The following is a 12,978-nucleotide window of genomic DNA, read 5'->3' as shown; positions in this document are numbered from 1 at the left end:
AGTGAGTTACTTACTTTTTATCTAAGATCTCAACCAGTGTATATTTGATGCTTGGTGCATCTGCAGGAGGATTAGGAATATCTGTAACTTTGACTTTTACTTTGTACTGCGTTCCCGCTTGGTAATCAAATCCTTCGATATTTTGATAGAAGAGAGACCATTCACCAGCAGGTAATTCTTTTACTTTCATGCATTTCATTGGCGCAACACCAACACAATCATAAAGCTGAGAGTCAATAAGTAGTGTTTTTGTCGAATCGTTCATAACTTGGGTGTTGGTTCCTGTCGCTGTATTGCATCCTGCTAAAAGTAAAAATAAAGGAATGGTGAGAAACTTTTTCATATTAGTAGCCTTATTTCCGGGGCGACAAATTAATTAAATATTTGCGTTTATTTTAAGTAAATTTCATTTTTATGACTAATATCTAGTGCTAATCGATAACCTAAATATAGGCATATATTGAAAAATCTATCATAACCTAATAATTAATGCTTATTTTAGTGTAAAAATCTTAAAGTAGAAAATATTTTACTCAATAATGTTGTTGTAGATGGAAGGATGTGATGGCGTTAATCTAGGCTAAATAGTGGCTTGATTTAACCTCTTGCAACATAATCAAATAAAGGCAATATTATTGATTGTTTACATGATTTTAGAAAAAAGCATAAAATTATATTTTAAATGATGGTATCAAGGAGGACGAATAATGAAAAGTGTCAATAACGCTATAATCGAAGATTCTGATGCTATCTATACGGCTCAGCTTAATGGGCATGGCGGAATTATGCCGATCACGGCTAATAGCATAGCAAGTAATGAAAGGCCTTTTTGGGTTCATCTCGATTATCGTAAACCCAAAAGTGATCAGTGGATTAATCAGACTGAGTTACTTCCTCCTATCGCAAAAGATGTGCTTTTAGCTGAAAATGTTCGACCTAAGGCACAGCGTATCGGGGAAGGAGTTATTATTAATTTGCAAACGATTAATAATAACCCCGATGATCGGCCGGATGAACTGATTGCGTATCGTATTTATATTAATGGTCAAATAATTATTTCGAGTCGGCATCGTCGTGTTAATTCCGTGGATTCTGTGATCCACTCTTTAGAAGTGGGTGATGGCCCAGAAAACAGTGGTAGTTGGTTGATCACCATGGCGGATGCGGTGACGGATGAAATAGGAGACTTTGTTGAAACACTTCATGACCAATTAATTGAGCTGGAAGATATGATCCTCGATCAGCAAATTCCGGCTCGAGGTGAATTGGCATTGCTACGTAAGCAACTGATTGTGTTACGCCGTTATATGGCGCCACAACGTGATGTATTCTCCCGACTCTCTATCGAAAAATTACCTTGGATGAGCGACAGTGATCGCATTAGCTTGGTTGAAATATCAGAACGTCTCTCGCGTCGATTAGAAGATTTAGATAGTAGTATTTCTCGTACAGCCGTTATTGCTGATGAAATCACTTCAATGATGGCAGATGCGATGAACAGACGGACATATACCATGTCATTAATGGCGATGCTATTTTTGCCCACGACCTTTTTGACAGGACTATTTGGGGTTAATTTAGGGGGGATCCCCGGAAATGAATTTCCTTATGGCTTTGCTATATTTTGCTTTTCACTGTTTTTCTTGATTGTGATTGTTGCTTGGTGGTTAAAGCGTAGTAGGTGGTTGTGAAATTTCAGCAAATTAATCGTAACTAAATGGATTTAAAAAAGAATTCTCTAACTCTGTTTGAGATATATCAATTTTTTAAATGCCAACATCTGGCATTATAACTCTCGCAGGTGAATACAACGTTGAGCGATGAACGTTGTGCTCCATAATTGTAGTTTTTCTCATATTGAGTTCTTAATACAGAATAATTGACCATTATTACACCGATGTTAAATAAACATCGGTTTTTTTTTGCTTATTATTCTCGTCATAAGCAAAGCATATTAAACCCCAGCGCAACGACGATGGTTTGCTAGGGATAATACTGGATATGCTTATTTTACCTCAACAACATCCAATCTAGCTTGGCTAAAATCAGGACGCTCATCTTCATCATCGGAAAGAATAGGGCTTGTTGGAATATCATCCTTATCAAATGCTAGATCACCGCCGTTAATAATCGCATCACCCTGTTTGATATTAGCAAAGTCAAATAATTGGGTATCACATAGATGCGACGGAACAATATTTTGGGTTGCCCTAAACATGGTTTCAATGCGCCCAGGGTAACGTTTATCCCAATCTCTTAGCATCTCTTTGATCACTTGGCGTTGCAAGTTAGGTTGAGAGCCACAAAGATTACACGGAATAATAGGGAAATTTTTTGCTTGAGCAAAACGCTCAATGTCTTTTTCTCGGGCATAAGCCAATGGACGAATAACGATATGTTTTCCGTCATCACTCATTAATTTAGGTGGCATGCCCTTTAGCTTTCCACCATAAAACATGTTCAGAAACAGCGTTTCTAAAATATCATCACGATGGTGACCTAAAGCAATTTTTGTTGCCCCAACTTCGGTGGCTGTACGGTATAAAATACCACGACGTAAGCGAGAGCAAAGTGAACAGGTGGTTTTACCTTCTGGAATGATCTCTTTTACAATACCGTAAGTATTCTCTTCAACAATTTTATACTCTACACCCTGTTGCTCAAGATATTCAGGTAAAATATGCTCAGGGAAGCCCGGTTGTTTTTGATCTAAATTAACGGCAATTAAGGAAAATTGTATTGGCGCGCTTTTTTGCAAATTCATTAAGATAGATAGAAGAGTATAGCTATCTTTCCCGCCAGAAAGGCACACCATGATTTTATCGCCATCTTCAATCATATTAAAATCAGCGATAGCTTGCCCAACATTACGGCGTAAGCGTTTTTGTAATTTGTTAAAATTATATTGCTCTTTTGGGATGCTCATTTTTTACGGTTCTATATCGTTGCTAAGGTTTTTTAACTTATTTTAAAGGTTTTTTTTGCTTTTTTTCAATGTGTTGCATGATGTGCCTTATCGGAATAACATAATATCTATGCGTTTAAACGAATAAAGCTAAAAAGCAAAATTTAATCACCACTTATTGCAAGGAAATGATAAGCCGACAATGATAACAGAAGCATCGCGCATTTCGAAACTGCTAAGTAAAATAATCGCCACCCTGTAGGGCTGACTTACTGATCAAGATAGTAATGGGGGGAAAATAGCGATTACTACAAAGATAATCGCTATTGATAACAACAGCCCCTTATTTAAGTCACTAAAGGACGTCTATTTAAGAGGAGAGTGTGGCAAGTTTGGTGGCAAAGCCCATAAAAAATAGCCCAACAATACCATTTCCCAGTTTAGCGATATTTTTACGTGAACCGAAGAAACGCGCCAATGCTACACCACCAAAAATAAGAAAAGAGAGATAAACAAAGCTAAATGCTTCAAGCATAGAAGCTAAGATCAAGTAGGATAAACCAGTATGTGCATAGTTAAAGTCGATAAATTGCACAAAAAAGGAGATATAAAACAAAATCGCTTTGGGGTTGGTTAAGCTTAATGTTAATGCCTTACGAAATACATGCTCTTGAATACAGTTTGTCTCGGTATGGCTTTGCTTTTTGGCAAAGAAGTTAGCATGAATAATTTTGATACCGAGATAGAGTAGGTAAAAAGCACCTAAGAAACGGACAATAGTAAAAAGCACAGGAGAGGCTTTAATAACTGATGCCACACCGATAAATGCTAAGAAAATTAAGATAGCATCGCCAATAAAAACCCCTAATGCGGCTCGATAACCTGCACCAACTCCTCTTGATGCACTGGTTTTAAGCACATAAAGGGAATTAGGGCCGGGGACGATAATAATAAAGAACATACCCGCAAGATATGTCCAAATATTGAGCACTCCAAATTGTTCAAGCCACACAGTAACCCCCATACTTTTACTGTACATGATATAAACTTTGACCTGTTATTATATAAAGATAAACAGAAAAATTTAAACGCCTATTTTTATACACTTTTAGCATAATTATTCGTAAATAATGATTTTTATACAGAAAGTAAGTTGTTTTTTAGTAGAAAATAGGGGGGAAGATCATCGTGATACAGAACAAAAGTGAATAGGGTAAATATTATCTTAAAAAGTAGAGTTTATCTTATTGATTTATCTATTTTTATCAAAAATAATAGCAACATATACACTTGCATATAAAACTAAGGAAAATAAATTATGGCAACCACTTTTCTACCTATTGGTCTTTTTGGGCCATTAAACCCTATTGGTTTGGGCGGTATTATGTTTGAATTTTTCTATTATTTTTAATCATAATATAACCTCTATAATAGTAAATAGTAGCTCATCACCATTCTATATTAATAGTAAGGGATATTTATGATAAAGGTTATTGCAGAAGATTTTATTAAATCAGCATCAATAAAAACGGTTTTACCACTTTACCAAGAATTGGTGAAAGCTAGCCAACAAGAAGCGCTTTGTATTAGCTATGATTTATTTGTTGATGAGAAAGATCCCGGTCACTTTATTTTTATTGAATCATGGCCAAATAAAGAAGCACTAGATATTCATTGTAATAGTGAACATTTTCGTCGCATCATTCCGATGATTAAACAATATACAAAAGCAGAGTCAAAAATCACTTTAGTCAATAGTGTATTTGATAAAAATATAGATTAATCATTTTATGTCTATATTTTAACGTATTAATAAATAATATATTAATTGGGGCCACATTATTTATTGCGGCCTTGTTATATGTTGTGAACTATATTGAATAAAGCTCTAAAGGTAAGCCATCGGGATCTTGAAAAAAGGTAAAACGTTTTTGGCTACTAGGATCAATACGTATTGGCTCGCATTGAATATTGTTTTGTTGTAAATAAGCAACTGAAGCATCAAGATCGTCCACTGCAAATGCCACATGGCGTAGACCACGTGCTTCTGGGTAACTTAAACGTGCTGGCGCATCTGGGAAGCTAAATAATTCAATTTGGTAGACTGTACCTAACGCAAGCTCAGCTTTCCAAGATTGTATTTCTTCACGGTATTTTTCATTTAATAGGCTAAGCCCCAGTATTTGACAATAAAAATGTTTGCTGATGGTATAATCAGAACAAATAATCGCCACATGATGAATTTTATTTAATTTTAACATTGATAACTCAACTAATTTTAAACAAAGTAAAATCGATAAGCTCGCCAGTGTAGTTAAACAGCCAAATTGTGTGGTTATTAAGAAATTAAGATTTCCAAATAATATGGTACATGGGTTGCAGGGGATCACGACTAATTAATACACGACCAAAAATATCATCAATATCGGCGTTTTCATCCGGTGCAAGACCGATAATCACTTCACTAAATCGGGCTGATGAAACAGGTAAACCGACAATAAATTGCCAATCATTCCCTAATGTAACAACTTCAGCTGCACCTCGTTCTTCAAATTGTAAATTAAAAAGCAGCTGATCGGCTACATCAAGATTATCAGCGGCTTGCGCTAAAAAGAGATCATAGGCTTGTTCTAAAGCTTCTTCTTCACTGATTAAGGTTGGTTGGTTCATGGTCATGCCTATAAATTATGTCAATATTGTCGCGCTATTTATATCGATAGTTAGCTGTTTTCGCTAACTATTTTATTGTTGATATAATTACTGAGCTGATTGTATCACTCTTTCTAGAGAAGTGGGCTAAAGAAATAACAAAGGCGTTCTAACACCCGATTCATAAATGGACGTTTTTCCCATTCATCAAGAGTAAGTTGTGTTGAACGGGCAATATAATCATATTGTACGATGCTAAGATCACTAGCAAAACATTCATCATCAATCACAACAGTTATTTCAAAATTAAGCCATAAACTACGCATATCAAGGTTAACCGAGCCAACCATACTCAGTTGACCATCAACCATTACACTTTTTGTATGTAATAGGCCATCTTCAAATTGAAAAACTTTTACACCCGCCTCAAGTATTTCAGTAAAAAAGGCTCGACTTGCCCAACGTACCAGGAAAGAGTCATTACTTCGTGGCACAATAATACTGACATCAACACCACGCATAGCGGCGGTTGAAATGGCATGAGCCAGATCGTCACTTGGCACGAAGTAGGGGGTTGTCATGACTAATTCTTTTCTGGCTGAATAGATGGCCGTAATTAATGATTGTTGAATGAGTTCTTCAGGAAAGCCGGGGCCTGAGGCAATTACCTGTGTAGTATGCCCATTTGCTTGTTCAAATGGCATAATATTGTTATCTGGCGGCGGTGGTAAGTGGCGTTCACCGGTTTCCATTTCCCAGTCGAAAGCATAAATAATACCCAGTGTCGTAGAAACAGGGCCTTCCATTCTGACCATAATATCAATCCACTGACCGACACCCGCATCTTGTTTAAAATAGCGTGGATCGACCATATTCATACTGCCGGTATAGGAAATGTAGTTATCAATTAATACTATTTTACGATGCTGACGTAAGTCCATACGACGCAAGAAGAAACGGAACAGATTGACTTGCAATGACTCGACAAATTCAATGCCGGCGGCTCGCATTCTTGCAGGGCCATTGGTGCGAAAGAAACTACGGCTTCCTGCAGAATCCACCATAATGCGACATTTTACACCACGTTTAGCCGCTTGAATAAGGGCTTCAGTGACTTCCTCTACCAATCCTCCGGATTGCCAGATATAAAACACCATTTCAATATTATCGCGCGCATTATTAATATCACGCGTGATGGCATTTAATGAGTCTTCGCAAGTTGTTAGTAGCTGGATCTTATTACCTTTTACACCATTAATACCTTGGCGTTTAGCGGTTAACTGAAAAATGGGCTCCGCAACATCACTATAGTGTTTAGCGAAAATATGTTTACATTTTTTTAATTCTTCAAGCCATGCAACTACGGAAGGCCACATCTGCCTAGCATGTTCGACACGGCGTTTACCAAGATGAAGTTCACCAAAGGCAAAATAGGCGATAACACCGACTAAAGGGAGGATATAAATAATCAGTAGCCATGTCATCGTTGAGGTGACAGGTCGTCGATGCATTAGGACACGAAATGTGACCCCTGCGATCAATAGCCAATAGAAGAAAAAAGTTAGCCAACTTAATACAGTATAAAATGTTGTCATAGTAAAGCTATTTTCCGTTGAAAAAGAATCGCATGAATAGGTCGGAGGCAATTTACTAACAATAGTTCATTATTTCTATTATTTGCCAAATATTGTTATTAAATCAGGATTATTTTCTCTGTCAAATCTCTCTGGTAAGAGATAAACATCAAATAAGTCGCTATATACTTATTTTGATACATTTTATTTTTGAGAGAAAGGTATAAAGCATAAATAAAAAATAAGGCAAATTATCAATCCCCCCTTGGATCATAAAATGAACGTCCTATAATACACCACTTATTTGAAAAAATAGGTATTGATTGCAATGAGACATAGCAGGAATGAAGTGGCACGTTGGCGAATGATGAGACAAGCGTTACGTCGCCGTCGCCGTTGGTTAGAGGGTCAATCACGCCGTAACTTACGTATTTACCAAATGCGTAAGCTTGATACTTCTAGAAAACATAGAGCGCTGTTGTTCGTGCAATACACCGAACTAAATTGATCTTTAGCTTTTTTAGTTGTTATAGCAATCATTTTGATAAACGTTATTGAATATGATTGCTATTTGCATTTAAACTAGAGGCATTATTTTTTGTTTAGGTGAAATAAGATCAGTTATGCGCTTTAAGCTTTGGGTATTTATATCACTGTGTTTGCATGCCTCGCTTGTTGCGGCTGCCATACTGTATGTTGTAGAAGATAAGCCAATTGCACCAGAACCTATCTCTATACAGATGCTAGCCTTTGCTGCAGATGAGCCAGTAGGAGAGCCTGAGCCTGTAGTTGAAGAGGTGACGCCACCGGAGCCTGAGCCTGTTGTCGAGCCAGAACCTGAGCCAGAACCAGAACCGATCCCAGATGTAAAACCGGTGATTGAAAAACCGATAGAGAAGAAGCCAGAACCCAAACCAAAACCTAAGCCAAAACCGGTGGAAAAACCAAAGCCACCCGTCGAACGGCCACAGCAACAACCATTGGCGCTGAACAAGGGAAATGAGATGAAGAATCTTAATCCCAACGCTACACCGAGTAATAAAGGTGAGGAAAAGCCTGTTGCGACAACTAGCCAAGGGGAAGGAAAAGTACCTAATGTGCTTCGCCAAGGGTTACCTATCTATCCTCCTCGTGCCAAGGCAGTGGGTATTGAGGGTTCAATAAAAGTACGCTTTGATATCGATGCCGATGGACGGGTAGATAATGTAGAAATTCTCTCTGCTAACCCCAAAAATGTCTTTGAACGCGAAGTGAGAAAAGCAATGCGTCAATGGCGTTATGAGAAAATCCCTTATAAAGGTAAAGTGGTTATCATTGATTTTAATATAGATGGTGTTTCTGCAAGTTAATAAGAAACCATTGATTGATAAAGCTTCACATCACTCAATGATAAAAAAGGCACTTTTGATAAGTGCCTTTTTTGTTGGTTTTATTGAGCTTAAAAAGGTTATTCCATGGTACTTGCTAAGGTAAAATTGGTTTTACCTTCAGGCAGGCGACGAGCACTATTATTCTCATCGACTGCCACATAAGTAAACACGGCTTCAGTGGCACGATACCGTTGACCTACCGGCTCAGTCGCTACTTTTTTAACCCACACTTCAATATTAACAGTAATTGAAGAGTTACCGGTTTTTAAACAACGAGCATAACAGCAAACGACGTCGCCAACGGCAACAGGTTTTAGAAAGGTAATGCCTGTTACACTTACAGTAACAACGCGACCTAAGGCAATTTCTTTCGCTAAAATGGCACCACCAATGTCCATTTGAGACATTATCCAGCCACCGAAAATATCACCATTGGCGTTAGTATCAGCTGGCATGGCAAGCGTACGTAATACTAGCTCACCATTAGGCAAAGATTGTTGTTCAGTCATGGGGAAATACTATCTATCAATGTTAAAACTAAGGAGACTCCCTTGAGACAGTCTCCCGATAAAATAGAGGTCATTATTCAGATTTAGATGTCACATCTTTATGTAATACTTTAGATGTTGATGTTGTTCCGTTATCTGATGTTTCAGATGTATGACTTTCTGTTGATTCCTCTTTCGTCTCTTCTTCGGGTAACCGGTTGTTCCAGATATACACAACACTAATCACAGTAAAGATTAAGGTTAATATTGTTAACCCAAAGACTTTAAAGTTTACCCAAGTTTCTTGAGATAAAGAAAATGCGACATAAAGATTACCCAGCGCACAAGCTAAAAAGAACAGTACCCAAGCGATATTGAGTTTTTTCCAATTAGTCGCTGGCATCGCTAATTCTTTACCTAGCATTCTTTCCATTAATGTTTTCGGCGTAAAGAGTTGCATCGCAATAAGCACTAGCGCAAAAATGGCGTAGATTGCGGTGACTTTCCATTTAATAAAGACATCTGAATGGAAAGCGATAGTCAATGTACCAAATATCGTTACAACGATTGCGGTGATCAGTGGTGCTTTTTCGACTTTATGGAAAATAAGCCATGTTAAACCGACTGAGATCCATGTTGCTACAATTAATGCGCCAGAAGCATAGAAAATATCTTGCCATTTATAAAAGATAAAAAACACTAATAGTGGAGCGAAATCAAGTAATTGCTTAAGCCAGCCGTTTTTCATAACCGATAGAAACCTATTGTCGTTAAATTTATAAACTAGGTTATTCTAATGCAAAGCGACATGAAAAGGGTAAACAATTGCATATCTTTAATAAGATCAGGCTTATTTATCACAATATGGCGGTTTTATATTAGATTAACTCATTGAATATAAGGTTTAATTTAATCTTGCGTCATTTAAAGATAAAGTATTGATTATGGTAGGAGATTAAAACATCACTCTAGTATATGATTCATTGAGCCATTATCTCTTCACGCGACTTTTTGATGAATGCGCGAAAAAGTAATTCAGATAAGAGGAAATCAATGAACGGAAAAAGAATAATAAAATGGATGCCTGGATTAGGCTTATTGTTTAATTATCAGCGTGAATATCTTGGATATGATATTAAAGCAGGGCTTTCTGTTGCTGCGGTTGCATTGCCTGTTGCTATCGCTTATACCGAATTACTCGGTATCAATGCCATTGTGGGATTATACGCCTGTATCTTACCCATGATCATGTATGCTTTATTTGGCACTTCACGCCAATTAATTACTGGCCCTGATGCTGCCACTTGTGCCGTGATAGCCGCAGTTGTCATCCCTCTTTCTGCGGGGGATGAAAATACCCGTTGGCAACTGGCCATTATAATGACTGCAATGACCGGTTTTTGGTGCATTCTTGCGAGTCATTTTCGCTTTGGCGCATTTACGGACTTTCTCTCTAGACCTATATTACAAGGTCTATTAAATGGCGTTGCCATCACTATCATGGTGGGGCAATTGAGTAAAGTATTTGGTTTTACCACCTCCCCAGAATATTTAATTGAAAAATTACTTGAAGTACCTTTTCGATTAAAAGAAGCACATTGGCCAACACTGTTGATGTCGGCGCTAACCTTAGCATTACTATTAGGTATTCGTCATTTTAGACAACGTTGGCCCGCTCCGTTAATTGCTATGGTGGTGATGACCTATTTAAGTTGGCAATTTGATTTAGTCAATTATGGGATTGCTATTGTTGATAAAGAAGCAGACAACGGTGATCTCTTTTTACCCATCGTTTCAATGAGTGGCTTTCATCTTGGATCACTTCGTGAATTAATTGTTCCTTCCATTAACCTTGCGGTGATTAGTTTTGTTAGCTTTATGATGACGGCAAGAAGTTTTGCTAGCAAAAATGGTTATGATGTTGATGCCGACCAAGAATTAAAGGCATTAGGCATTGCTAATATCGCATCGGCACTTTCGCAAGGATTTGCAGTAAGTGCCGCCAGTAGCCGTACTGCGGTGAATGATTCTGTTGGCGGTAAAACACAATTGGTCTCTATTGTGGCAGCGTTAGTGATTTTAGTTGTGTTGCTTTTTATGACCGACTTTATTGCCTACATTCCGTTATCTTCTTTAGGCGTTGTGCTGATTGTTTCCTCTTGGTCATTGCTAAGTATTCGTCATATTTGGTCTTATCGTAAACGAAATCGACAAGCTTTTACCTTAGCGACTTTTACTTTATTAGCGGTGTTGTTAGCGGGACTGATTAACGGCATTGGTTTTGCTGTGTTACTTGGGTTATTGCAATTTTTACGTATTGTATTCCGCCCAAGTGATCAGTTATTAGGTGTTGATGAACAAGGAATGATCCACTCAATCAACCAAGGTAACGGCATTGAATCGATATCAGGATTGATGATGTATCGTTTTAATTCCCCCTTAACCTATTTCAATGTTGGCTATTTTAAAAAGCGGGTACTACAGCTAGTGGACAGCGCGCCACAACGTCCTGCATGGTTAGCGGTTGATGCTACCGTAAGTTTTACTTATGACGATGTGAGTGTTTTTGCTGTTATTGATGAGCTAATTAGAGAGCTTAGGATCAAAGGCGTTAAATTGGTATTGGCTGGGCGCAGAACAGAATTAAATCGTTGGATTGCACGTAACAAGATCACTATCAATGATGATGATTTAATTATTGCACCCGATCTCTATTTTGTTATTCGTTTATATCAAAGTCGACAACAAATAAAAGAAAAACACAAACAGCAACAACAAGTGCCGTTTGCTGAAGATAACCAAGCCACTTTCATCAGGGATACGGAAACGAGGGGATAGAATGAATAACATGGGGTTTAGTGGCTGGATAGGTGTGTAAGGTTAATTGATTGTTTTTAAATGATTATGTTAATAACAATGCCGTGCTAATCTATTAATCACATTAGCACGACATTGTTTGCTGCGAGGGGGTTACTTGGTGATATATTTATTTTCAGTCAGCATAAACAGACGGAATAGATAAATAATCATCCATGCAGACGTAATATTCTTTAAAAAATAATATAAAAATTTGTGGATCATGTTAGGCAATTCACCCGTAATATTGCTTAAGAAGCCAATCCCAAATTGTAATAAAATCCAAATTCCTAAGGCAGGGATCAGCGCCCCTGATTCACCAAAGCCCATTTTCCAGCCTAGACGTATTGCGCTACCAATAGATTGTTGGCGTACCAGTACGACTGGCGCTAGTGCAAATCCCACTAATAAAATGATACCAGGGATAATCAACATAAAGCCCGCACTAATTAAAATAGAGCAGAGCAAAATTAGCAGAAACATCTTCGGTAAACGGGGTAAGCTGGCATTAAACGTTTGGTTCAATGTCACGTTATGACCGGCAGAAAGTGCCATTGCCAACATTAAAATCACTAAAACCAGAATACTTTGCTGAAAAAGCTCAAAAACATAGACCAGTAAGACCTTTTGAAATACCCCAATAACACTGTTATTCATCGCTTCTAATTCAGCGGGTGAGACATCAGCGAATCTGGTTTTTTGAAAATTAATAATAAAGTCATTAATTATTTGTGATTCTTGTGCATTAGGGCCAACCAATAGATATATGACAGCTAAAATGAGGGCCAAAACTGCAGATAGCGTGATAATGCTACGTTGTTCATTTTTATAAAAGTTAAGACTATCACGGTAGATTGTGCGTGCCGGGGTAGGCATGAAACTGCTCCTATACAAATAGACTAAGTCAATGGGACATATTGTACCTTTTAAGACAACAAAAAGGGATCATTTCTGTTATTTCTATAGCTATTGTTATTGAAAGGTTTTTTTCATTCGTTTGGTGAATGAAAATTAAATAATCAAATCAGATGAAACATTAAATTAACAATTAAATAACGATATTGTCAAATATCATCTTTTAATGAGGTTCTTTTATTTAATGATTCTTAAAAACAATAAATTTAATTATAAGAAAA

The 12,978-nt window shown here is 37.4% G+C and carries 14 protein-coding genes; 5 read left to right on the top strand and 9 right to left on the bottom strand.

Annotation, left to right across the window (positions count from 1 at the left end; genetic code table 11):
- Positions 1–10 precede the first annotated feature (10 nt).
- Entirely contained in the window at positions 11–343 is a 333-nt protein-coding gene (locus tag GWI58_RS00640; RefSeq protein ID WP_004248145.1) for a DUF4377 domain-containing protein, read from the bottom strand.
- Positions 344–707: 364 nt separating this feature from the next.
- On the opposite strand from GWI58_RS00640, the gene zntB reads away from it, so the two are divergent.
- Positions 708–1,691: a zinc transporter ZntB gene (gene zntB, locus GWI58_RS00635; RefSeq protein ID WP_110229198.1), complete on the top strand. Its 984-nt coding sequence runs from the start codon at positions 708–710 to the stop codon at positions 1,689–1,691.
- Positions 1,692–2,005: 314 nt separating this feature from the next.
- Here zntB and ttcA read toward each other — a convergent pair whose 3' ends face one another.
- Both ttcA and leuE read right to left on the bottom strand, forming a co-directional pair.
- Positions 2,006–2,926 (bottom strand): tRNA 2-thiocytidine(32) synthetase TtcA, encoded by a 921-nt coding sequence (gene ttcA / locus GWI58_RS00630; protein WP_161768821.1) that lies wholly within the window; start codon positions 2,924–2,926, stop codon positions 2,006–2,008.
- Positions 2,927–3,275: 349 nt separating this feature from the next.
- Positions 3,276–3,944, bottom strand: a complete 669-nt coding sequence (gene leuE / locus GWI58_RS00625; RefSeq protein ID WP_004243084.1) for a leucine efflux protein LeuE — start codon at positions 3,942–3,944, stop codon at positions 3,276–3,278.
- Positions 3,945–4,385: 441 nt separating this feature from the next.
- On the opposite strand from leuE, the gene GWI58_RS00620 reads away from it, so the two are divergent.
- Positions 4,386–4,688, top strand: coding sequence for a putative quinol monooxygenase (locus GWI58_RS00620; protein WP_094959228.1), 303 nt, complete (start codon positions 4,386–4,388; stop codon positions 4,686–4,688).
- A gap of 88 nt (positions 4,689–4,776) precedes the next feature.
- Here GWI58_RS00620 and gloA2 read toward each other — a convergent pair whose 3' ends face one another.
- The 3 genes from gloA2 to cls all read right to left on the bottom strand — a co-directional run bounded on the left by gloA2 (position 4,777) and on the right by cls (position 7,149).
- Positions 4,777–5,166: an SMU1112c/YaeR family gloxylase I-like metalloprotein gene (gloA2, locus tag GWI58_RS00615; RefSeq protein WP_094959227.1), complete on the bottom strand. Its 390-nt coding sequence runs from the start codon at positions 5,164–5,166 to the stop codon at positions 4,777–4,779.
- 85 nt (positions 5,167–5,251) lie between these two features.
- Positions 5,252–5,581: an HI1450 family dsDNA-mimic protein gene (locus tag GWI58_RS00610; RefSeq protein WP_012367973.1), complete on the bottom strand. Its 330-nt coding sequence runs from the start codon at positions 5,579–5,581 to the stop codon at positions 5,252–5,254.
- A gap of 107 nt (positions 5,582–5,688) precedes the next feature.
- Entirely contained in the window at positions 5,689–7,149 is a 1,461-nt protein-coding gene (gene cls, locus GWI58_RS00605) for a cardiolipin synthase (protein ID WP_004248139.1), read from the bottom strand.
- Between the two features lie 307 nt (positions 7,150–7,456).
- Here cls and GWI58_RS00600 point away from each other — a divergent pair, with 307 nt between their 5' ends.
- Both GWI58_RS00600 and tonB read left to right on the top strand, forming a co-directional pair.
- Positions 7,457–7,636: a YciY family protein gene (locus GWI58_RS00600; protein WP_004248137.1), complete on the top strand. Its 180-nt coding sequence runs from the start codon at positions 7,457–7,459 to the stop codon at positions 7,634–7,636.
- A 115-nt stretch (positions 7,637–7,751) separates the two neighbouring features.
- Positions 7,752–8,477 carry a TonB system transport protein TonB gene (gene tonB, locus GWI58_RS00595; RefSeq protein ID WP_012367972.1) on the top strand — a complete coding sequence of 242 codons (726 nt, stop codon included), beginning with the start codon at positions 7,752–7,754 and terminating at the stop codon, positions 8,475–8,477.
- 98 nt (positions 8,478–8,575) lie between these two features.
- Here the strand turns inward: tonB and yciA are convergent, their stop codons facing one another.
- Both yciA and GWI58_RS00585 read right to left on the bottom strand, forming a co-directional pair.
- Positions 8,576–9,007: an acyl-CoA thioester hydrolase YciA gene (gene yciA / locus GWI58_RS00590; protein WP_004243075.1), complete on the bottom strand. Its 432-nt coding sequence runs from the start codon at positions 9,005–9,007 to the stop codon at positions 8,576–8,578.
- 73 nt (positions 9,008–9,080) lie between these two features.
- Positions 9,081–9,734, bottom strand: coding sequence for a septation protein A (locus GWI58_RS00585; RefSeq protein WP_004243074.1), 654 nt, complete (start codon positions 9,732–9,734; stop codon positions 9,081–9,083).
- 305 nt (positions 9,735–10,039) lie between these two features.
- On the opposite strand from GWI58_RS00585, the gene GWI58_RS00580 reads away from it, so the two are divergent.
- The gene (locus GWI58_RS00580; RefSeq protein WP_049198843.1) at positions 10,040–11,824 is read left to right on the top strand and encodes a SulP family inorganic anion transporter; all 1,785 of its coding nucleotides are present in this window, start codon (positions 10,040–10,042) and stop codon (positions 11,822–11,824) included.
- Positions 11,825–11,956: 132 nt separating this feature from the next.
- On the opposite strand, the gene GWI58_RS00575 is transcribed toward GWI58_RS00580, so the two are convergent.
- Positions 11,957–12,718, bottom strand: a complete 762-nt coding sequence (locus GWI58_RS00575) for a YciC family protein (RefSeq protein ID WP_004243072.1) — start codon at positions 12,716–12,718, stop codon at positions 11,957–11,959.
- Between the last annotated feature and the right edge of the window lie 260 nt (positions 12,719–12,978).

It is taken from the genome of Proteus sp. G2674 (assembly GCF_009915195.1).
Lineage (GTDB): Bacteria > Pseudomonadota > Gammaproteobacteria > Enterobacterales > Enterobacteriaceae > Proteus > Proteus mirabilis.
Note: the sequence above shows the minus strand (reverse complement) of the source record. Positions and strands in the feature narration are given on the sequence as shown.